Origin of the sequence: Larsenimonas suaedae (assembly GCF_023712105.1) — a bacterium.
Classification (GTDB): Bacteria; Pseudomonadota; Gammaproteobacteria; order Pseudomonadales; family Halomonadaceae; genus Larsenimonas; species Larsenimonas suaedae.
In genome coordinates this window covers 183,036-203,791 of record NZ_JAMLJI010000002.1, presented here as the reverse complement: position 1 = coordinate 203,791, position 20,756 = coordinate 183,036, and the positions used below count along the sequence as shown (strand labels likewise).

General features: G+C 62.5%; 16 protein-coding genes. 9 read left to right on the top strand and 7 right to left on the bottom strand.

Going from position 1 to position 20,756, the window contains the following annotated elements:
- Positions 1–17 precede the first annotated feature (17 nt).
- Complete coding sequence (gene trmB / locus NAT49_RS06935) at positions 18–740, top strand: tRNA (guanosine(46)-N7)-methyltransferase TrmB (protein WP_251592537.1); 723 nt, start codon at positions 18–20, stop codon at positions 738–740.
- Between the two features lie 380 nt (positions 741–1,120).
- Positions 1,121–2,413, top strand: coding sequence for an Nramp family divalent metal transporter (locus NAT49_RS06930; RefSeq protein WP_251592534.1), 1,293 nt, complete (start codon positions 1,121–1,123; stop codon positions 2,411–2,413).
- A gap of 128 nt (positions 2,414–2,541) precedes the next feature.
- Here the strand turns inward: NAT49_RS06930 and NAT49_RS06925 are convergent, their stop codons facing one another.
- Positions 2,542–2,865, bottom strand: coding sequence for a hypothetical protein (locus tag NAT49_RS06925; RefSeq protein WP_251592533.1), 324 nt, complete (start codon positions 2,863–2,865; stop codon positions 2,542–2,544).
- A gap of 117 nt (positions 2,866–2,982) precedes the next feature.
- Here NAT49_RS06925 and NAT49_RS06920 point away from each other — a divergent pair, with 117 nt between their 5' ends.
- Entirely contained in the window at positions 2,983–3,369 is a 387-nt protein-coding gene (locus tag NAT49_RS06920; RefSeq protein ID WP_251592532.1) for a hypothetical protein, read from the top strand.
- Positions 3,370–3,387: 18 nt separating this feature from the next.
- Here the strand turns inward: NAT49_RS06920 and NAT49_RS06915 are convergent, their stop codons facing one another.
- A complete protein-coding gene (locus tag NAT49_RS06915) occupies positions 3,388–3,672 on the bottom strand; it encodes a hypothetical protein (protein ID WP_251592530.1) in 285 nt (94 codons plus the stop codon).
- Positions 3,673–3,944: 272 nt separating this feature from the next.
- On the opposite strand from NAT49_RS06915, the gene NAT49_RS06910 reads away from it, so the two are divergent.
- Together NAT49_RS06910 and NAT49_RS06905 are read left to right on the top strand one after the other, a co-directional pair.
- The gene (locus NAT49_RS06910) at positions 3,945–5,588 is read left to right on the top strand and encodes a VRR-NUC domain-containing protein (protein ID WP_251592528.1); all 1,644 of its coding nucleotides are present in this window, start codon (positions 3,945–3,947) and stop codon (positions 5,586–5,588) included.
- Positions 5,585–7,891 carry an ATP-dependent DNA helicase gene (locus NAT49_RS06905; protein WP_251592527.1) on the top strand — a complete coding sequence of 769 codons (2,307 nt, stop codon included), beginning with the start codon at positions 5,585–5,587 and terminating at the stop codon, positions 7,889–7,891. The genes NAT49_RS06910 and NAT49_RS06905 overlap by 4 nt, the downstream gene beginning before the upstream one ends.
- Positions 7,892–7,978: 87 nt before the next feature.
- Here NAT49_RS06905 and NAT49_RS06900 read toward each other — a convergent pair whose 3' ends face one another.
- The 3 genes from NAT49_RS06900 to NAT49_RS06890 all read right to left on the bottom strand — a co-directional run bounded on the left by NAT49_RS06900 (position 7,979) and on the right by NAT49_RS06890 (position 12,036).
- Positions 7,979–9,979, bottom strand: coding sequence for a methyl-accepting chemotaxis protein (locus NAT49_RS06900; RefSeq protein ID WP_251592525.1), 2,001 nt, complete (start codon positions 9,977–9,979; stop codon positions 7,979–7,981).
- A gap of 116 nt (positions 9,980–10,095) precedes the next feature.
- Positions 10,096–11,145 carry a nitrate- and nitrite sensing domain-containing protein gene (locus NAT49_RS06895; RefSeq protein WP_251592523.1) on the bottom strand — a complete coding sequence of 350 codons (1,050 nt, stop codon included), beginning with the start codon at positions 11,143–11,145 and terminating at the stop codon, positions 10,096–10,098.
- 84 nt (positions 11,146–11,229) lie between these two features.
- Complete coding sequence (locus NAT49_RS06890) at positions 11,230–12,036, bottom strand: DUF1206 domain-containing protein (RefSeq protein ID WP_251592521.1); 807 nt, start codon at positions 12,034–12,036, stop codon at positions 11,230–11,232.
- Positions 12,037–12,182: 146 nt separating this feature from the next.
- Here NAT49_RS06890 and NAT49_RS06885 point away from each other — a divergent pair, with 146 nt between their 5' ends.
- Positions 12,183–13,367, top strand: a complete 1,185-nt coding sequence (locus NAT49_RS06885; protein WP_251592519.1) for an MFS transporter — start codon at positions 12,183–12,185, stop codon at positions 13,365–13,367.
- A 115-nt stretch (positions 13,368–13,482) separates the two neighbouring features.
- Here the strand turns inward: NAT49_RS06885 and NAT49_RS06880 are convergent, their stop codons facing one another.
- Together NAT49_RS06880 and NAT49_RS06875 are read right to left on the bottom strand one after the other, a co-directional pair.
- Positions 13,483–15,711, bottom strand: coding sequence for a FepA family TonB-dependent siderophore receptor (locus NAT49_RS06880; protein ID WP_251592516.1), 2,229 nt, complete (start codon positions 15,709–15,711; stop codon positions 13,483–13,485).
- A gap of 249 nt (positions 15,712–15,960) precedes the next feature.
- Positions 15,961–17,613, bottom strand: coding sequence for a dihydroxyacetone kinase subunit DhaK (locus NAT49_RS06875; protein ID WP_251592514.1), 1,653 nt, complete (start codon positions 17,611–17,613; stop codon positions 15,961–15,963).
- Between the two features lie 200 nt (positions 17,614–17,813).
- On the opposite strand from NAT49_RS06875, the gene NAT49_RS06870 reads away from it, so the two are divergent.
- From NAT49_RS06870 to NAT49_RS06860, 3 genes are all read left to right on the top strand, one after another.
- Positions 17,814–19,154 carry a glucarate dehydratase family protein gene (locus NAT49_RS06870; protein WP_251592512.1) on the top strand — a complete coding sequence of 447 codons (1,341 nt, stop codon included), beginning with the start codon at positions 17,814–17,816 and terminating at the stop codon, positions 19,152–19,154.
- A 60-nt stretch (positions 19,155–19,214) separates the two neighbouring features.
- Positions 19,215–20,156: a tripartite tricarboxylate transporter substrate binding protein gene (locus NAT49_RS06865; protein ID WP_251592510.1), complete on the top strand. Its 942-nt coding sequence runs from the start codon at positions 19,215–19,217 to the stop codon at positions 20,154–20,156.
- A 91-nt stretch (positions 20,157–20,247) separates the two neighbouring features.
- Positions 20,248–20,745 carry a tripartite tricarboxylate transporter TctB family protein gene (locus NAT49_RS06860; protein ID WP_251592508.1) on the top strand — a complete coding sequence of 166 codons (498 nt, stop codon included), beginning with the start codon at positions 20,248–20,250 and terminating at the stop codon, positions 20,743–20,745.
- Positions 20,746–20,756: the final 11 nt, after the last annotated feature.

Genomic DNA, 20,756 nt, shown 5'->3' with positions numbered 1-20,756 from the left:
CGTGCAATGAGCCAGACATGATCGATTCTACGGATTCCACCCCTTCGTCTTCCGAGCAGGGCGATGCCCCCCGTCGGGAAATCAAGAGCTATGTGCTTCGGGGCGGGCGCATGACCGCCGCTCAGGCTCGCGGATTCGAGGAGGTCTTTCCAAGACTTGGGCTGACGCTCGAGCACGGCCGGCTTGATCTAAACGCCGTGTTCGGCCGCGAGGCGCCGCGTGTGGTCGAGATCGGCTTTGGTATGGGCGGCTCGCTGCTCGAGCAGGCCATGGCCAACCCGAATACGGATTTCATTGGCATCGAAGTGCATCAGGCCGGTGTGGGCAAGCTGCTTGATGAAGCCGACAAGGCTGGACTTTCCAACCTGCGGGTCTACCGAGAAGACGCGCTTAAAGTGCTTGATGACGCCCTGCCGGAAAACAGCATCGATACGCTTCAGTTGTTCTTCCCAGACCCCTGGCCCAAGAAGAAACACCACAAGCGCCGCATCGTGCAGCCGGCGTTTCTTGAAAAGGTCGCGCGGGTGCTGAAATCCGGCGGCACCTTCCATATGGCAACCGACTGGGCGCCCTATGCCGAGCACATGGCCGAGGTCATGAGTGAGGCACCGGGCTTTGAAAACACCGCTGCACCCGGCGAGAGCTTCGTGCCGCGCCCGGCGTTTCGCCCGTTGACCAAGTTCGAGCAGCGCGGTGAACGGCTCGGGCATGGGGTGTTTGACCTGATCTTTAGGGTGTAATAGCCCCGGGGAGCGCGCGTAAGCGAGGCGTCACGCCACGCGGCGGGCGCTTTCCCGGTCGGACATCTTTGCAGCCCAACGTATAGGCATAAAAAAGCCGCCAGGGAAGGCGGCTAAAATGGTTGTGCAAAGAATGCGATGAGCGTGCATTACTCATCAAGTTCAGAATAACACGGTGTCTAGCTATAACTTGTAGCATTACGTGTCGTTGTGTTAGCGCCTGTCTCCATAAGCACCTTGATTTTTCGTCTCTTTCTCGGCGATTGAGCCGCATGGACGCTCAGACTTTTTTATTCCGAATGGGCGATGTTAGACTTGTTTTTTTAACCGTGGTTTAAACTATACACTCAGGTATAGATAGACAGAGGCACTCAGAAGTCATGCGTTCGGAGACATCCCTGCCCGATCGTCTGCCCGGAGAGGGCGCAGCGATCAGCGCAGCGCAGGCCGCACTTGATGGCAATCAGCGCGGTCTCAAGCGGTTGCTGCCGTTTTTGGGGCCGGCGTTCATCGCCTCGGTGGCCTACATCGACCCCGGCAATTTCGCGACCAACATTCAGGCCGGGTCATCCTATGGCTATCTGCTGCTGTGGGTGGTGTTGGCCTCGAATCTGATGGCGATCCTGATTCAATCGATGTCGGCCAAGCTCGGCATCGCCACCGGCAAGAACGTACCTGAAGTCTGTCGAGAGCGCTTTCCGCGCCTGGTCACGTTCGGGCTGTGGGTACAGGCCGAAATCATCGCCATCGCAACCGATCTGGCCGAGTTCATCGGCGGTGCGCTGGGGCTTCATCTGCTGTTTGGGATTCCCCTGTTTCCGGCCGCGGTCATTACCGGCATTTTTTCGTTCGGGCTACTTGAACTTCAGCGCCGCGGGTTCAGGCCGCTCGAGGCGGGCATCACGGCGCTGGTCGGCGTGGTGGTGGTGGCGTTTTCCTACGAGGTGGTCATCGCCCGACCGGACGGCGCAGCGCTTCTGGCAGGCCTTACGATCCCGCGCTTCGAGGACGGCAACAGCGTCATGCTGGCTGCCGGTATTCTTGGCGCCACGGTCATGCCGCATGTGATCTACCTGCATTCAGCGCTGACTCAGCGCCGCGTGGTCGGGCGCACCGAGTCCGAGCGTCGGCGCATCTTCCGTTTCGAGTTCGTGGATATTTTGATCGCGATGGGCATTGCAGGCTTCATCAATGGCGCGATGCTTGTGATGGCGGCGGGGCTCTTTTTCGGATCCGACATCACGGTCAGCACGCTTGAAGGCGCGTTCGAACAGCTTGACGTTCAGGTCGGAAGTCTTGCGGCCATTCTGTTTGGCGTCGGGTTACTGGCAAGCGGCTTTTCGAGCTCATCCGTTGGCACCATGAGCGGCCAGGTGGTCATGCAGGGCTTTCTCAAGCGTCAGATCCCGCTGTATCTTCGCCGGCTGATCACGATGGTGCCGGCGCTTGCGATTCTGGGGGCCGGGGTCGACCCGACCACCGCGCTGGTCATGAGCCAGGTGGTGCTGTCGTTCGGGATTCCATTCGCCCTGATTCCGCTTTTGATGTTCTGCTCGAACAGGGCCGTGATGGGCTCACTGGTCAATCACCGGGTGACCACGGTGCTTGCCTGGGCGATCGCGGCACTCATCATTGCCTTGAACGTGTTTTTACTGCAGCAGACGCTTTTTTGAAAAGAAGAGGGCTTGGCCTCAAGTTCCAGGCGGCAGTGCCGTTGAATCCAGTGTCATGTTTTATGTGCGTTACCCGCGGCCTCTGGCTGCGGGTTTTTTTATTCCTCAACGAATCTCAGGAACACGCCTCAGCGCGCCTCGTTCTGACGGTCTCTGAGCGTGTCACGTGAGCGCTCGAGCTGAATGCGATCGCGTTGTCGATTATCGCGGTCGATCACGTCGTGATGCATGGGGTTTCGCGCGCTTCGGCGCTGGTCGCGCTGAAGCTCCCGCGCCTGACGGTCGACCGTGCGGCGCTGCTCCTGAAGCTCACGCCGCGCCTGCGCCTTGTTGGTGTCGAATCGGTCGGCGCCGTTATCGCTCTGGTCATAGGCGGGGCTTGAGAGGCTCAGCAGCAAGCCTGCAAGACCTGCCATCACGAGCGAACCCGTTTTGACGTATCGAAAGATCATGGTGAACCTCCGTAATGTGTAGCGACACCATGGCGCGATCGAGACGCGCCGTCCAGTTTGGTGCCAGGTGTTCTACACTGGGCCCTGAACGTTCGCATTCTGGAAAAGGAGATTTCCATGGCAGACAATGACGGCATTCGCCCGACTCGAGATGACGACGCCTATACCGCGCCCGTCACCGCCTCCGACAATGAAACCGAGCGCTTCGAGGATGAGATCAGCCTCGAGCAAAATGGCACCGCCGACACCCAGGACGCCGAACAGCTTCCCCAGGAGTTCGAAGACGAGGCCGAGATTGCCGAGCAGGGCAACCGCGACCGCGATGAAGAGCGATTGCTCGAGAAGGAGCGCCAGCTCGAAAATGAGCTCGAGGTGACCGACGCCGACGAAGAAGGTCTGGAAGGCCACATCAAAGAGCTGGATTTCAGCGACGATGACGATCTAAGCGGCGTTGAGCCTGTGATCGAGGACGAGGACGACCTCGAGGATCAGCTGCCCCGATGACGCCATCCGACGCCCCGGTTACGGGGCGTCTTTATAGGAGGCGTCGTATTTATCCTGATACTGTTCGGCCATTTCCTGGCAGTTTTCCTCGGCCTTGGTACGATGCGCCGAATCCTCAAGCGTCTCGAGCCGCTCGAAGCAGCGAACGACGGTCTGACGTTCCTGGGCCTGGTTTTCGGGCGTCTGGTTGCTCTTGATCAGAAAGATCAAGATGGCGTAGATGATGGCGATGAAGGCGATGGCGCCAAGCATCAGCAGCAGGCAGCCGCGCTTTTGTCGCGGGGAGGAGGGTTGGTCGCTCACGGCGGTCATCCTGTTGATGAAACGGGTGGCTTAATGTATCAGATTCGCGCGCGCCGCGGCGACGATGGGGAGCGACCTAACGGCGCACTGTCATCGGGCAGGCACTCGTGCAGCGCCTTTACTTCCAGGGGCCTGATCTAATCCCGTACGACGCGTTCCCCGCCTGAGACGTTCCCGGCAACGAGTGCCCAAACTACAAGGCGGCCCAGCGCAACGCGTCCTAAACACAAAACGTCCTAATCACAGAAAACGTCCTGATCATAGAGAGTGTCATGGCCCGCGCGGTACTCGATGACCCCTTTTATTACCTTGCCAATTTCACCTTCGTGCTCGACTGGCTCAGCGCGCGCTACGACGATGTGCTGCGCCCGGACGAACGGGCGTTCATTCAGGACTTTGCGCACTGGCCGACGCCGTCGCAGGCGCTGTTCGTGCGCATGGCCATGCGAAAGGGCGACCATTTTCGCCTCGAAAAGCTTGCCTACGAGGAAATCGGCGACAGCCGCGCGGCACTCGCACCGCTTTTGGCATCGCCCTGGGTGACCGACGCCGCACCGCTCGATATTCGTGCCCTGGCGCGGCTTCTTTCGAAGGATGACGTGGCCGCTCTGGCCCGCCGCGCGGGCCTTCCCGTCAAGGCCAAGGCCCTCATGGTCGAGGCGCTTGCCGTGCATTACGAGGGCATCGAGCAGCCGATTCACGCCTGGCACGTCCTCGATGACGAGGTGATAAGCCTGACCTGTACGGCGCTTCTGGAGCGTTTTCGGCTGATGTTCTTCGGCAATCTGCGCCAAACCTGGTCGGAATTCGTATTGGCCGAGCTTGGGATCAATCAGTTCGAACCGGTCGAGCTTTCCGGCAGCGCACGCCCGTTTCAACAGGCCGAGGACATCGATCTTTACATGGCGCTGAGCGCGCTTCGTGACCGGCTCGAGGAGGGCGAGGCACCTCGAGATCTTCTGGCCGATGTGCCGGCGCTCCCTGAAAACAACGCCTGGCTCGAGGCCCGGCGCGACCGGTTACTGTACGCCCTTGGGCGCCAGGCCGAACGCGGGCGGGACACCGAAACCGCGCGTGTGGCGTTTAAACATAGCGGCGCGCTCGATGCCCGCATGCGCCGCATTCGCCTGCTCGAGAAATCACACCCGGAAGACGCCTGGGCGCTGTGCGAGGCGGCGCTTAAGGCGATCGAAAGCGAGGCCGAGGCGCAGCAGCTTGCCCGAGTGCGGCCGCGGCTTGCCCGAAAGCTTGGGTATGCGCCGGTTGAAGCCATTGCGGCCCCGACGGTTTCCTGGATCACGCTGTCGCTTGCGAAAACGAGCCAGGTCGAGCTCGGCGTGGCCGAGGCACTTGCCACGCCCACCGCGCCGGTGCATTACGTGGAAAACGCGCTGTTCACGACGCTCTTTGGTCTGCTGTGCTGGGAGGCGATCTTCGCGCCGGTACCGGGGGCCTTCTTTCACCCCTTTCATCGAGGCCCGGCTGATCTTTACCGCCCCGGGTTCGTCGCACGGCGGGCGCAGGTGTTCGAGCGGGCGCTGGCCCGGCTCGAGGACGGGACCTACCGTACGCACATCCTTGAGACGCTTAAGGCAAAAGCCGGGCGCCAGTCGCCGTTCGTGGTCTGGGGGCTTTCGCGCGATATTCTCGAGCAGGCGCTCGACTGCATTCCGGCGGCGCATCTGCGCGCGCTGTTCACGCGCCTTCTCAAGGATCTGAAGGCCAATCGCGCCGGGTTTCCCGATCTGATCCAGTTTGATCTTGAGCGTCAAAGTTATCGGCTGATCGAGGTCAAGGGCCCGGGGGACCGGCTTCAGGACAATCAAAAACGCTGGCTTGGGGAGTTCGAGCGCCACGCCATGCCGGTCGTGGCCTGTCAGGTTGTCTGGGACGACGCCTGTGAGGCGACGTCATGAGTGCCTCGGGCGGGCCTTCGTCGCTTCGTGTCGGGGTGCGAACGCTCTGTGCGTTCGGGGCACGCTCGGGCGACATTGACCTGCGGTTTACGCCCTCGCCCACGGCGCTCGAGGGGATACTCGGCCATCAGCGGGTGGCGGGCCGACGGCCTGACTCGTTCGAGGCGGAAGTCACGCTTCGGGCCGAGATCGACGGACTCGAAGTGGTCGGGCGCTGCGATGGCGTGGATATGCAGGGCGTTGACGGCCCCGAGGTGCAGGAAATCAAGACCCACCGCGGCCGGCTCGATCAGCAGCCGGCCAACCAGCGCGCGCTGCACTGGGCGCAGGCGCAAGTCTACGGCGCGCTGCTCTGCCGCGCGCGTGCACTTCCCCGCATCGTGCTGGCGCTGGTGTATGTCGACATCACCTCCGATGACGAGACCCGCCTATCTGAGACCGCCACCCGCGATGAACTCGAGACGTTTCTTACGGCGCTGTGCGGGCGCTATCTTGAGTGGGGACGTCGTGAGCAACAGCACCGCAAGCGGCGCGACGAGGCGTTATCAAGGCTTGCGTTCCCGTTTGACGAGTTTCGCCCGGCCCAGCGGCCACTGGCCGAATCGGTGTACAAGTCGGTCATGCTGTCGCGCCATGCGCTGCTCGAGGCGCCAACCGGACTCGGCAAGACGCTTGGCACGCTGTTTCCGATGCTGAAAGCGATGCCCAACCGGCCACTCGACCGGGTGTTCTTTCTGACCGCGCGCACCACCGGGCGCCAGCTTGCCCTGGACGGGCTCAAGGCGCTGGCCTCAAACACACAGCCACCGGTGCGAGTGCTCGAGCTGATCGCTCGAAGCAAGGCGTGCGAGCACCCGGACAAGGCGTGTCATGGTGAGTCATGCCCATTGGCCCGCGGGTTCTACGATCGCCTTCCGGCAGCGCGCGAGGCGGCGGCAGACATGGGCTGGCTCGATGGCCCCTCGCTTCGCGCCCTGGCGGGTTCGCACGAGGTGTGCCCGTATTATCTGGGCCAGGAGATGGCGCGCTGGAGCGATGTCATCGTGGGGGACGTCAGCTACTACTTCGATTTCAGCGCGATGCTGTTCGCGCTCGCCTGCGAGCAGAAATGGCAGGTCGGGGTGTTGGTGGATGAGGCGCACAACCTGATCGAGCGGGCTCGCGGCATGTACAGCGCCGAGCTCGATCAAACCCGACTTCGCTCGGTTCGACGCGAAGCGCCCAAGCCGGTTCAGCGCGGACTGGATCGGGTTCAGCGGGCGTGGCGAGCGCTCAATGCCGAGCGTTTTGATGATGCCTCAAGCAAGGCCCCGGTTACGCTTGAGGCCGTGCCGGAACCGCTTGAAGGGGCACTCAAGCGGTTCGTATCGATCATGAGCGAGACGCTTGGCGAGGCGCCGATACCGATTCAAAGCGCGCTACTGGACTGCTATTTCGAGGTACTGCATTTTTTGAGGGTGCTCGAGGTCAGTGACGAAGCGCATTTTCTGCTTGATGTACGGCCGGGTGCCCGCCGAAGACAGGGCGTCGACAGCCGGTTGGCGCTTCGAAATGTGGTGCCGGCGCCGATGCTTGCGCCCCGGTTCGCAAGCGCGGCGTCCACTGTGCTGTTTTCTGCAACGCTCAGCCCATCAACCTATTATCGTCGGCTGCTTGGCCTTGAGCGCGACGCCGCCTATCAGCGCCTGCCTTCGCCGTTTTCGAGTGAGCAGCTCGAGGTCGTTATTCACCGTCGCCTCTCGACGCGCTACCGCGACCGGGCTGCGGCCCTGCCTGACATCGCCCTACTGATGCGCGATCAATACCGCGCTCGCCCCGGTAACTATCTGGCCTTTTTCAGCAGCTACGCCTTTTTGGAGCAGGCGCGGGCGGCGCTTACGTCACTCGACCCCGAGCTCGAGGTATGGGCGCAGGATACCGGCATGAGCGAGGCGGCGCGAACCGAGTTTCTGGCCCGGTTCGAATCAGGCGGGCAGGGCATCGGTTTTGCGGTGCTGGGGGGCGCCTTTGCCGAAGGCGTCGATCTGCCGGGGGACCGGCTGATCGGGGCGTTCATTGCAACGCTTGGACTGCCCCAGTTCGACGCCGTCAATGAGCGCATGCGTGAGCGGATCAGTCAGACGGGTGGTCAGGGCTATGAGGACGTCTACCTCTATCCCGGGCTTACCCGGGTCGTGCAGGCCGCAGGCCGCGTCATTCGAGGCCCTCTGGATACCGGCGTGGTTCATCTAATGGACGACCGGTTTGCTCGGCCCGACGTGCAGGCGCTGCTGCCCGAGTGGTGGTCGGTGTCGTTTTCGTGAGTATGTCGCGATAAAAAAGGCGCCGCGAGCGGCGCCGTGTCGAGGTTGAACCCGGCCGAGGCCGGCGTGGTGTGTTATCTCTTGTGGTCAGGCCATGTCCGTGTGACGGGCGGCAGTCGAGGCCTTTCTGGCCGGTGCGAACGCGTCGGAGCGAGGCTCGTGCGCGGCGTCCTGTGCGAGGGTGTCGCTTACGGTGTAGTGCGCAATCAGCTCATTCATTTCGACGGCCTGATCGTCGAGCAGCTTGCTGGCCGCAGCGATTTCCTCGACCAGTGCTGCATTACGCTGGGTTGTGTCATCAAGCTGTGAAATGGCCTGGTGGATCTGGCCGACGCCGTCGGACTGCTCGGAGGCGGCGGTCGAAATTTCGGCCACAAGCACCGCCACTTCCTTGATGCGGGCGCGGATGTCGGTCAGTGCCTTGTGGGTTGAGGTGACGCGCTGGTTGCCTTCCTCGATGGTTTCGGTGCTTTGCTTGATCAGGGTGCGTACTCGGCTCGCTTCCTCGGCACTGCGGCTTGCAAGCTGCCGGACTTCGGCGGCGACGACCGCGAAACCTCGACCCTGTTCGCCGGCGCGCGAGGCTTCGACCGAGGCGTTCAGCGCAAGCAGGTTGGTCTGAAAGGCAATGCTGTCGATGGCGCTGACCACGGCGGCCACCTGCTGGTTGGCGTCCTGGATGCGGCCCATGGCTTCGCGGGTGCTTTCGGCGCTATCAAAGGCGGCGGCCGATTCCCGCTCGGCCTGCTCGGAGAGCTTTTTGGCCTGCGCCGCATTGTCTGCAGTATGACGCACGGTTTCGGTGATCTCGGTCATGCTGGCCGCGGTTTCTTCAAGCGAGGCCGACTGCTCCTCGGTGCGGCTTGCAAGATTGGCGTTGCCCTGGGCGATTTCATGGCTGGCGTCACTGACGGTATGGGCGTTGTATTTGATGCTGCCGACCAGTCGCTCGGTTTCCTCGCTTGCGGTGTTGAAGCTCGAGTACAGCCGTGAAAGCTCATCGCTTCCAGGCACGGCAAGGCGCTGGGTGAGGTCATCGCCTCGATGCTTGATGATCTTGAGCGCGGCCAGAAGCGGGCGGTTGATGGCCTGTACGATGACCCAGGTCAAAGCGAGCGTGATCAAGAGAATGGCCGCTGTAAGAATGACGTAGGTCCACATGCTGGTGATCGAGGCCGAGCGCAGTGCTTCGACCTTGGTCATGATGTCGGCGACCGCCTGATTCTCGATGCGCTTCATGATGTCCATCTTGGTTGCCAGCAGACCAAACCAGGTATCGGGGGAGCGGTTGAAGCCGCCGACGTCGAGCTTGGACATGACGTCCTGACGGATCGTTCGGATGGTGGCAATGTCCGGAGCCGCCATGAGGTCGTTGTACTGCGCGACCACCGACGGGTTTGCCAGTGCCTTGAAGGTTTCAAGATAGGCCTGCTCCCGGCCAATCAATTGCATCCACATCTGCTGTTGGGGCAGTGGCATCTGATTCATGGCGAGCGCACCGGCCACAAGGCCACGTTCGGTGCCGGTCAGGTCCTTGGCGGCCAGAAAGCTGTAGTACGCCGAAATACGCCCGGCAATGTCGGCGTCTTTCGGCAGGTGCGCGACCTGGCCGATGATGGCGATCAGTCCGGTGGTTTCACGCGTGAAGGTATCGGCGGCCTGGGGCGGGCTGATGCGTCCGTCATCGACGTCACTTCGAAGTGTCCCAAGCTTGTTCAATGACGCCTTGGCGGCGTCGACAGGGCCGGCAATCGCCTGGTCTTCCGCGCCGGAAATCTCCCCAATGGCGTCTTTCCAGCGGGTGAGTTCGGCATCCACCTGCCGACGCTGCTGACCGAGTGCGTCGCCAAACTGCTGACGATTACTGGCCAGATACCCCGCCGACAGATTGCGTTCGCCTTGAAGTGCATGCACCAGATCACCGGTGCGCTCGGCAATGCGGGTTACGGTAACCAGATGGTCGGTTTCCTGAATGGTTGTCCAGCGGGCATGGATGCCACTGATCGAGAAAAAGGCCATGGCCAGAATGGGCAGGCCAAGGGCCAGTAGAAACTTGCTTATGATGGGAAGGCGATGCAGTAGGGGCATGGAAGGCGCTCGTCATTAAGTGAATCGAACAAACCGAAATGTAGTTAGGGAACTATCGGTTGGGCCGTCTCAATGCTTGACGATGAGTATCCTGATACTTTGGCAGGGTATAACCGTTACCGCCTCCCATGTGACAAGCTCAAGCGCGGCGCCTCGGTCAGGGCCTGGCGGCGTGCTCGGCGTACCAGGCGCAGTAAAAGTGCCCCCATGAATACAAGGCCTGCCGCCACGCCGAACGCGCAGCGATTCATAAGGTATCTGGCACGCGTGTTTCGCGCATCAATTAGCGCTTCAAGCTCTTCCACGACGACGGTCTCGAGACGCCCGAGGGCATCGACCCGCTGCGATATCAGCTCGAACCAGACGCGCGGGTCCCGGTTCAGGGCGTTGGGAAGCCCTGCGTTTTTCATCACCCAAAGCCGTTCTTTTTGAAGCGCATCAATCACCTGGCTTGATAACACGTTCTGGCTGTGCTCGAGCAGCCTGGGCGTGGCATTGGCGCGAAAGATATCGAGGTAGGCGTATTTCTGCTCGAGCACCTGCATGTAGCGTCGAAACATTAGCCCGGGCATGGTGTCGGCGGCGTAGGCGTGGGCCACAAGGGCGCGCTCGAGCCCGGCGAGGTCCTTCGCCATCACCAAGCTGTGCCAGCTCGTCAGACGTCGGACGGTTTTAGTGTGCGTCGACTCGGCGCTCAGACGGCTGATGTGGTTTAAAAGCGCGAGGTTCACGCCGGTGTAATGATCGAGGATCAGTCTCGCAGGCAGCAGGCGGTCGTCGATGTCACTTCGAATTTGCTCGAGGGAGCCCAGGTTATCCGCGGTGCGGTCGAGTTGAGGTGATTCGGCCAGAAACGGCGCAGCTTTCTTCAACCACTGCGCAATGCGTGCATCGGTGAGGGCGCGCTGGTGCTCGAGCGCGGTATCGAAGTGGCCATCGGTGCTTCCGGCACGGCCAAAGGACAGGCCGCGCTCGCGCTGAAGTGCATGCACCAGAGAGCTTCCGGCGCGGGCCACATCAATGTGTTCGAGTAAATGCTGTGTGGTGTCGCGTATCGCGCGTTGCTCGAGGGTGTAAACGCCAAGGGCCACGGTGGCAGCAGCGCCCATAAAAAGGCCCAGCAGGAGGGCGAGCACGGGCCTGGATATAACGGCGGGTCGATTCATGGGCGCGGCTCGAGTAAGTAATAAGGGGTACGTATGTCATTACTATCGAGCCGCGCTTCAGCTTCTTGAGCGAGAGCGGCGGGTTTAAGCCTGCGTGTCCCGGTAGCGGGCGTTGACGAAGCAGTAAAGGCCGTAGGCGAGAAGCCCAAGTGCCACCACGATCAGAAGCGCCGGGCCAAACGGTTGCTGGGCAAGCGTGACCAGTGCGCCGCCAAGTCCCTTGGCCTGATCGGGGTTGGCAGTCCAGGAGGCAATGCCCAGAAAGCCGCCGATGATGGCGAACACCACGCCCCGTGCGCACAGGCCCCAGCGGGCGACCGTATCGGCTATTGCCAGCTGGTGCTGCGGCATGCGGTGCGTGCGCCAGGATTTGCGGTAGTGCTGTTTGATCGCACGCTGGAACTGACGAAGGCCCACACAAAAGAACACCACCCCAACGAGTGCGACCGCAATCTGCCCGCCGGTATGGCTCATGAGCGTTGCGGTTCGAGACGAGGCCGTGGAGTTGCCGCCGCTGCCGCTCAACATCAAAAGCTCGATGCAGCGATACCCGAGCATGCCGTAGATCGAGCCGCTGATGACGTAGCCGATGCGCACACAGAGGCCCTTGAGAGAGTGGCCCTTGTCGTCGGCGTCAAACAGGGCCTGAATCCAGCGCCAAAGGGTGTAGCACAGAAGGCCGATGGTCAGGGCGATGAGCATGAGGCTGCCAAAGGGTTGACCGGCAAGCTGGGTCACGGCTTCCGAGGCGCCGCCGCGTTGACCGCCCAGATCGAAAGCGGCCATGGTGGCCAAACCGCCGATCAGGATATAGACCACACCTTTGGCGATGTAGCCCAGGCGGGCCGTCAGCGTGACCAGACGCTGGGTAATACCGGTCGGGTGTTTCACAAAACCTCCAGGACGTACATTGGTGTAAGCGTGTGTGAGTGTGCAAAGCGTAGGTGAATACGCCAGACAGTGCGTGCTCGATTGCGCCTTTATGACAATGCGCTACCCTTGACCTCTTTTTTTTTGACCCCTTGAGGACATGCCCCATGCATCAGACGCACGAGTCCCCTTTGAGCCGGGCGCTGGTCCTGCTGATGGCGATCACCACCGGGGTGGCGGTGGCCAGCAACTACTACGCCCAGCCGCTTCTGCACACGATCGCCGGAAAGCTTGGGCTCTCCTTCGCCGATGCCGGCGTCATCGTGACCGTGGCCCAGGCCGGCTACGCGGCGGGCCTTCTGTTTCTGGTGCCGTTGGGCGACCTGCTGGATCGGCGGCGAATGATCGGCGTAATGATGCTCCTGGCCGCCGGCGGGCTTTTCATCAGCGCAAGCGCCGTGAGTCTACCGATGCTGCTGGTGGGCACGGCGCTTACCGGCGTGTTTTCGGTGGTCGCTCAGGTGCTGGTGCCGTTTGCGGCAACGCTTGCTCGCCCGGAAGAGCGGGGCCAGGTGGTCGGGACCGTCATGAGCGGGCTGCTTCTCGGGATTCTGCTGGCGCGCACGGTTTCGGGGGCGCTCTCCTCGCTTGGCACCTGGCGCACCGTCTATTGGGTCGCGGGTGTCTTGATGCTGATCAACGCGGTGGCGCTTTACAGGGCGTTGCCGTCGTATAAAAGCGAGACCCGGATGTCCTACGCCACGCTTCTGGCCTCGATCGGTCATCTGTTCAGGGCGCATGCGCTGCTGCGGCGTCAGGCGCTGATCGGATTTCTGGTGTTTGCGATGTTCAGCGTGTTCTGGACCTCCATGGCCTTTTTGCTTTCAAGCCCCCCGTTTCAGTACAGCGACGCCGTGATCGGGCTGTTTGGCCTTGCCGGGGCGGTCGGGGCGCTTGCCGCTCGCCAGGCCGGGCGTCTGGTGGATCAGGGGCGCGGTCACCAGACCACGCTTGCCGGAGCGGTGATGCTTCTGATCGCCTGGGGGCTTTTGTGGTGGGTGCCCCATGAACTTGTGTGGCTGGTCGTTGCTATCGTGCTGCTGGATTTGGCGGTTCAGGCGATGCATATCACCAACATGAATCTGATCTATGCAATCGATCAGGCCGCGCGCAGTCGTCTGAATGCCGGCTACATGACCTGTTATTTTCTGGGCGGGGCGTTCGGGTCGCTGGCGTCTGCGTGGATGTATCAGCACTACGCCTGGAACGGTGTCGCGCTTTTGGGCGGCGCGATTGCGGTGGTGACCGCCGTGGTGGGTGTCGCCTCGCATGTCGGCCGGGCGCGCGCCTGACGTAGTTGGTTATCTCTTTCCGTCAGAACACCGCCCCGGCATTCACCGGGGCATTTGTGTGTGACAGGACGCGCCCCGGCATTCACCGGGGCGGCAGGGCCTAGAGCTTCCGTGCCTAGAAGCTCGCAGTGAGCGTGGTGTAGAACGAACGGCCGGCCTCGTTATAGGTGGCAGCGCCGGCCCCGCTCGAGTTGCCTTCCCGGTACAGGCGCTTGTCGAACAGGTTTCGAACGCCGATTCCGCCGCGAAGGTTGGGCGTGAACCGGTAGCCCGCGTTCCAGCTGACGATGCTGTAGGGCGAGCGGCTGTCATCATTGATGCCGGTGCGTTCCTGAAGTGCGATGGTGGCGTTCGAAGGCGCCTCCTGCTTGCCGTACCAGGTGAGGTAGAGCTGGGTGTCGATCCGCTCGTTGACGGTCCAGTCCAGTGAAGAATTCAACGTGTACTCAGGAATCACCGAGAGCGGGTTGCCGGTGTCGCGGTTTTCGTTTTCAAGCATCCACGTCAAATTGTTGACCCACAGAAGCGACTCGGTCAGCGGAATCTGGAGCGTGCCCTCCACGCCCTGGATGACCGCATTATTGGCGTTCTCCCACCGAAGGATCGCCCGGTCGTCGACCGCGGTGCGCCCGAGCACGTCGGTGCCCGAGACGATCTTGTTCTTGTAGTCGTTACGGAAATACGTAAGGCCTGCCACCCACTGATCGTTTCGATACTGAAGCCCGAGTTCCTTGTTGATGCTGGTCTCGGCGTCGAGATCCTCATTGCCGAGCAGACTGCAGGGACCATCGACGCCGAGCGGACAGCCGTTACCGCGGGTGACCAGCAGATAGTCGCCGTTGCTCTGATAGAGGTTTGGCGCCTTGAACGCGCGCGCCACGCCCGCTTTCAGGGTGAGGTGCTCGCTGAGCGCCTGCGACAGGTTGAGGCTCGGGCTCCACTCGGTGCCGAAGGTGGAGTGGTGGTCGACGCGAAGCCCTGGAGTGATCACGGTGCCTTTCCACGGCTCGATGTTGTCCTCGATGTACACGCCCGCCTGCTCGGCGCTCGTATCGCCGCGTGCGCTGTTGCTGTAGCCGGGAATCGGGTCGTTCGAGGTCTGGGCCATCGAGGCCGGATCGTCGAGCGTATCGCGATTCCACTCCGCGCCTATCGTGATGACCTGATCGAGCGCGGTGTGGGCGTAGTAGTCGGCCTCGGCGCTGAGGCGGTAGCTGTCGAGCTCGCTTTCGCTGAAGTTCAGTTCATCGCCGCCCCCGCCGATGGCGCCCTCATAACGTCCGGCGAGTCCTTCCTCGAGCCGAACGTTACGGGTGTTTTCGTACTGCGCGCTAACGCGGGTATCCCAGTCGTTCCATTGGCCCTTATGGGTGATTCGGAAGTCCTGTCGGTACATCCGGTTGGTCTCGGCGCCGTCGTCGGCAAGCGCGGATGTGGTGTCGGTGCCCATGCTGTTCTGGGTGTCACCGGTGTAGATGTTGCCCTGGCGGGAGTACCCGGCGCTGAGCTCGAGCGTCTGTGCCTCGGTCATCGCCCAGGCCACCAGTGCGTTGATGTCCTTGTTGCGAACGCCCTCGTTGCCGGCGGGGTCGCTGTCGGAGACGCCATCATTGATGTTCGGGTGGTCGGCCTCGGTCTTGTTGATGCTGCCGTAGAGCCGAAAGGTGAGGTGCTCGGCCAGCGGGCCGCTCAGGCTGAAATCGGCGCGTTTGGTGGCGCCTTCATCGCTCGATTCGGGCAGGTTGGTATAGACGCTGAACGAGCCCTGATAAGTATCAGTGGGGGGCTTTGTAATGATGTTGACCACGCCGCCCATGGCGCCAGAGCCGTAGCGGGCCGCGGCCGGGCCACGAAGCACCTCGATACGCTCAACCTGCTCGGGCGGTACCCAGTTGGTGTCGCCTCTTGTGTCGCGCTCGCCGCGCCAGCCGTAGCGCACGGAATTACGCGAGCTGACCGGCTCGCCGTCGATCAGGATCAACGTGTTTTCAGGACCCATGCCGCGAATGTCGATCTGGCGGTTGTTGCCGCGTTGGCCCGAGGCACTGTTGCCGGTGAGGTTAACCCCCGGCATGCGGCGAATGATGTCGGACAGATCATTGACCGGCGGCCGCTTTTTGATGTCTTCCGCGGTAATGATGGACACCCCCGGGGCCTGCTTCAGTGTCTCGAGCGCGGTGGAGAGCACCACGACCTTGTCGCCGTCATTCGTCGACGCGGCTGGCGCCTGGCTCGATGCGCCCACGCCGCCTTCATTGGTCGCGGCGTGGGCGGAAGACAGCACGAACGCAGAGCCGAGTGCGATGGCAAGCGCCGTGAGTCCGGTATTTTTTTGATCGGTCATTCCCTGGTGTTCCCTGCAAGGCGTTGAATGCGGGTCACGGTGTCATGGTGTTATAAGAATTTTTGTGAATGATATAGATTTGTATTTAGATTTGTAAGGCGGTTACTGAAATTTAAGGGGAGTAAATATTTGAGCTGTAGAGGCGCGTGGGAGGCGATGAGGGTGTGGAATGCGATGAGGGCGAAACACGTAGGGCGGTGAAGGCCCGCCCGGCCAGGGTGGCCGGACGGGGCGCTTGAAGGATTCTGTCTATGTCGCCAGCGCGTTGATCGCGCGCGCAACGGCTTCGGCGCCGGGGTCGGTCACGCCGTCAAGCTTCTCGCCCGGAATGTAGGACGCGCGCCCGGCGCGGGCTTCCTTCATCTCGGCGGTGGCGTTGGCGCCCTGGCGCGCAGCATCTGCCATGGCCTTGAGATCGCCGCCGTCGCGGACAGCATCGATGGCCGGAATCAATGCGTCGAGCATGGTGCGATCGCCCTTGTGTGCCCCGCCGTAGGTTTGCATCCGCTCGACCCCCTGAGCGAGCGCGTGGGCCCAGTCGCCGTCGGATTCCTCGAGCGCGGCGCTGGTGGTGGTAAACAGAATCGAAAGCAGCACGCCGCTCGAGCCGCCCATGTCCCGCGCCAGAAGTTCGCCGATGCCCTTGAGTGCGGGCACCCAGCGCTCGGTCGGAAGGCGCGCGTCGTCGAGGGCCTGCTCGATGGCCCTGGCCCCTTGCTCGAAACTGGCGCCGGCGTCGCCGTCGCCGCTTTTGGCGTCAAGTGCATCGAGTTCTTCACGGGCATCGATCAGCGACGCCGTTACCTGCCTGAGTGCCGTGGCGATGCGTTCTTCCTGGGGGGCGTTGTCGGTCAATACCGAGTTCTGATCAGACACATCAGGCTCGAAGCGGTCCGGCGTGGTGACGTGGCGGATCCCCGGCCAGCCCGGCGCAGTGGCGGGCGCGCTGAGGGCGGTCTCAAGGTCGGACTCGAACGGCAATAGCGTGATCGAAAAGCCGTGCATGTCGAGCGATGTCATCATCGGCGCCGGGCCGATCAGCATCGGCAGTCGGTCAGGGCCAAGTGATTCGAGCAAGGCGTGGGTGAGCACCATCATCTCCTGCGAGGTGCAGCGCCCGAGATTATTGAGCAGCGCAATGACCTGTACCTTCGGGCCGTGGCGCGACTGCATGGCCTCCATCAGCGGCTCGAGCACCAGCTTCAATGCCTCGCGGGCGCTTTTGGGCGAGACGTCCTTGGCGCCGGTCTCGTTGTGAATGCCAAGCCCAAGCTCGGGGGAGCGCGGAGAGGGCTCCTGGCCCGGAAGCGTTGCGCCGTCGAGCGCCATGCCGAGCGAGGCCAGTCGCGAGGCGGCATCATCGATCAGCGGGCGCAGCTCATCGAGCGAGGTGCCCTGGGCGGCGTAGTAGCCCGCGATCTTGTGGATGGCGATGGTGCCGGCGATGCCGCGCGGTTGAGGGGCATCATCGAGGGCGATGTCATCCGAAACGATCACCATGTCGACCTTGAGCCCTTCGGCGCGCGCCCGCTCTGCGGCCAGCCCGAAATTGAGCCGGTCACCGGTGTAGTTCTTGACGATCATCAAGCAGCCCGCCTCGCCGCAGACCTCTCTGAGTCCGGCCATCACGGCGTCGACCGAGGGCGAGGCGAAGACGCTGCCGGAGACCGCGCACGTAAGCATCCCCTCGCCGACAAACCCCGCATGGGCAGGTTCGTGACCCGCGCCGCCGCCCGAGAGCAGGGCCACCTGCGTGCGGCCCTGGTCGTTCTTGTCCCAATCGTCTCGCACCAGAATGCGCATGCCGCTTTTTCGGCTCGATAAACGCACCGAGCGCAGATGGGCGTCGGCCTCGAGCACTTCGTCCACCACCTGCTCAGGTGCATTGTAAAAACGCTTCATCGATTTCTCGCCGTGATGAGTGTGCCTACAGCGTAGCGCGCATTCGACGCGTTGAGGATGGGGAAACGGCGTTCTTTGGTGGCAGGGCGTCGTACATGACCTTGGTCTGATACGCCAAGGTCTAATGGGGTATGAAGTATGATGTATGACAAATTGAGTGCGCCGTACCGTTCAGCCACTCACCCACCGGAGACCTTTTAATGGCCATGAGTTCAACGCCAACGATTACCGAGATGACGGTCATTCCGGTGGCGGGCCGCGACAGTATGCTGCTCAACATCGGCGGTGCCCACGCCCCGTATTTTACCCGCAATCTGGTGCTTTTGACCGACAGCGCCGGCAATGTCGGCGTCGGGGAGGCGCCCGGCGGCACCACGATCCAGACCTCGCTCGAGCAGGCGCGCCCGCTGATCGTTGGCCGGTCGCTTGGCAAGCTGCGCTCGATGGTTGCCTCGCTTAACGGGGTTGGCCAGCGCGCCGATTTCGAGGATTTCGGCAAGGGCTCCTGGACGTTCGAGCTTCGAATCAACGCCGTGGCGGCGATCGAGGCCGCGCTTTTGGACCTGATGGGCAAGTGTCTTGGCGTGCCGGTGTGTGAGCTTTTGGGCGAAGGGCGCCAGCGCGACAGCGTCGAGGTGCTTGGGTATCTGTTTTTCATCGCCGACGGTGAGGCCACACCGCTTGAGTACCGGCGCGGCACTGACGGCGGCGATCATGACTGGTACCGCCTGCGTGACCGGCCCGTGCTGACGCCCGAGCATCTGGTGGAACTCGCCGGCGCAGCGGAAGACCGTTACGGCTTCAGGGACTTCAAGCTCAAGGGCGGGGCGCTGGCCGGTGAGGCGGAAATCGAGGCGGTAACGGCGCTGCATAATGCCTTCCCCGAGGCGCGCGTCACCCTCGACCCCAACGGCGCCTGGTCGCTTGAGGAGGCCATAAGGCTCTGCAAGGACATGCACGGCGTGCTCGCCTACGCCGAAGACCCCTGCGGCGCCGAGCAGGGCTTTTCGGGCCGTGAGATTCTGGCCGAGTTCAAGCAGGCCACTGGCCTGCCGGTGGCAACCAACATGGTCGCGACCAACTGGCGTGAAATGGCCCACGCGCTGATGCTGCGCGCGGTCGACATTCCGCTGGCCGACCCGCACTTCTGGACCCTGTCCGGGGCAGTGCGTGTCTCGCAGCTCTGCAGGGACCACGGCATGACCTGGGGCTCGCACTCCAACAACCACTTCGACATCTCGCTTGCGATGTTCGCGCAGGTCGGGGCCGCCGCTTCCGGCCGAACGACCGCGCTCGATACCCACTGGATCTGGCAGGAAGGCGACGCCCGGCTGACCAGGAACCCGCCGCACATCGTCGATGGCCGGGTCGAGGTCACCGACGCGCCCGGCCTTGGCATCGAGATCGACCGTGCCCAGATCGATGCGGCGCACGCGCTGTACAAGCGCCTGCCGGATACCGGCCGCAACGACGCCATGGCAATGCAGTACCTGATCAAGGATTGGGCGTTCGATCCCAAACGCCCGGCGCTGATGCGCTGACGTGCTTTTCGCAGTTCATCGGCCACGCTCACCCGACCACGCTCAAGAAGGAAGACAACAATGAAAAAACTCCTCGGAACGCTCACGCTCGCGGCAGCCGTTGTCGCGGCGCCGGCCCTCGCTGCCGACTACCCGACCAAGAAAATCGACATGATCGTGCCGTTTTCCGCAGGCGGCGGTAACGACACCTTTATTCGCGCCCTGCAGCCGCTGCTTGAAAAGCGCTTGGGGGAGGATCTGGTGATTCGAAACATTCCAGGCGGGGGCGGGGCGGTCGGCATGTCACGCGCGGTCAGCTCCCGGGCCGATGGTTACACCCTGCTGGCGGCCAGTAACGCCATGCTGACGCTCGAGGCGATGGGCAACGTGGCATTTACCCATGACGACTTCGATTTCATCGCCAAGGTGGTCGAAGAGCCGTACGTGATCGCGGTCAACAGTGACGGCAAGTACAAGGATCTTAAGTCACTGGTGAGCGGGGCAACTTCAGACACGCCCATTCGCATCGGCTCCTCGGGCGTAGGCTCCTCGGCCTACATCACCGCCAGGGCGGTGGCCGACATCACCGGCGCCAATTTCAATCTGATTCCCTATCCGGGGGGCTCTGAAGCCATTTCGGCGGCGATGGGCAATCACGTCGATGCGGTGGTGCTTGGCGGCTCCGAGCTTCGCTCGGCGCTGAAATCCGGCCGGCTCAAGGGCGTGGCGATGAGCTACGCCGAACGAAGCGATTCGCTGCCGGATGTACCGACCTTTCAGGAGCAGGGCTATGACCTGACGCTTACGGTCTGGCGGGGTATCGCCGCGCCCAAGGGCACGCCCGAGGCGGTCGAGCAGAAGTGGGTCGAAGCCATCAAGCAGATCGTTGCTGAAGGCGCCTACGACAAGACCGCACGCAACCTCGGTACGGAAGTGTCTCCGCTTTATGGCGAGAAACTCGATGAGTTCATCGATCATTCCGCCGAGGTCATGAGCGCGGCGGCCGGGGACCTTGCCAAGTAACCGGGCTTGAAAACGGCCGCTTGAACACGGCCTTTGGGCCCGGCAATTGGCCGGGCCTGCCTGATTCATCACGTCGTTGGAGGGATGCGTCATGGAACGCGATCTCGGAAAGCCGCTGTTCGATCTGGTGCTGCTGATTGCCTCGGCGGCGGCCTTTGTCCATGCCTCGGCCCTGCCGAACATCGACATCGTGGGGGATCTGTCGCCGGCGTTCTTTCCACAGCTGATCTCGGCCGCCGTCTTTGTGCTGGCGACCCCCTGCTTCATCAATGACCTGCGCGAATGGCGCAGTACCGCACGCGGTGATCACCCCGTCGGCCATCGCCGCGCGGTCGCGCAGTGGCTTCTGGTGGTGGCGCTGACGCTTGGCTACACCCTGGTGTTTGAGCGACTTGGGTATATCCCGAGCACGGCGGTGTTCACGTTTTGCTGTGTGGTCGGGTTTACCGTGACCAGCGGCGGCCTGAGTGCGCTGTCGATGGGTGGAAAGGTCAAGGCGCTGGCGGCGGCGGCGCTGTTCGCCGTGGTGCTCGCCTCATCGGTGTATTACGTCTTCACTGAACTGTTCGACATTCCGCTGCCGGGCTGAGCGGCCTCGTG

Coding starts and splice junctions, on each gene's coding strand:
- trmB (WP_251592537.1), top strand. CDS start 18: ATGATCGATTCTACGGATTCCACCCCTTCGTCTTCCGAGCAGGGCGAT.
- NAT49_RS06930 (WP_251592534.1), top strand. CDS start 1,121: ATGCGTTCGGAGACATCCCTGCCCGATCGTCTGCCCGGAGAGGGCGCA.
- NAT49_RS06925 (WP_251592533.1), bottom strand. CDS start 2,865: ATGATCTTTCGATACGTCAAAACGGGTTCGCTCGTGATGGCAGGTCTT.
- NAT49_RS06920 (WP_251592532.1), top strand. CDS start 2,983: ATGGCAGACAATGACGGCATTCGCCCGACTCGAGATGACGACGCCTAT.
- NAT49_RS06910 (WP_251592528.1), top strand. CDS start 3,945: ATGGCCCGCGCGGTACTCGATGACCCCTTTTATTACCTTGCCAATTTC.
- NAT49_RS06905 (WP_251592527.1), top strand. CDS start 5,585: ATGAGTGCCTCGGGCGGGCCTTCGTCGCTTCGTGTCGGGGTGCGAACG.
- NAT49_RS06900 (WP_251592525.1), bottom strand. CDS start 9,979: ATGCCCCTACTGCATCGCCTTCCCATCATAAGCAAGTTTCTACTGGCC.
- NAT49_RS06895 (WP_251592523.1), bottom strand. CDS start 11,145: ATGAATCGACCCGCCGTTATATCCAGGCCCGTGCTCGCCCTCCTGCTG.
- NAT49_RS06885 (WP_251592519.1), top strand. CDS start 12,183: ATGCATCAGACGCACGAGTCCCCTTTGAGCCGGGCGCTGGTCCTGCTG.
- NAT49_RS06880 (WP_251592516.1), bottom strand. CDS start 15,711: ATGACCGATCAAAAAAATACCGGACTCACGGCGCTTGCCATCGCACTC.
- NAT49_RS06875 (WP_251592514.1), bottom strand. CDS start 17,613: ATGAAGCGTTTTTACAATGCACCTGAGCAGGTGGTGGACGAAGTGCTC.
- NAT49_RS06870 (WP_251592512.1), top strand. CDS start 17,814: ATGGCCATGAGTTCAACGCCAACGATTACCGAGATGACGGTCATTCCG.
- NAT49_RS06865 (WP_251592510.1), top strand. CDS start 19,215: ATGAAAAAACTCCTCGGAACGCTCACGCTCGCGGCAGCCGTTGTCGCG.
- NAT49_RS06860 (WP_251592508.1), top strand. CDS start 20,248: ATGGAACGCGATCTCGGAAAGCCGCTGTTCGATCTGGTGCTGCTGATT.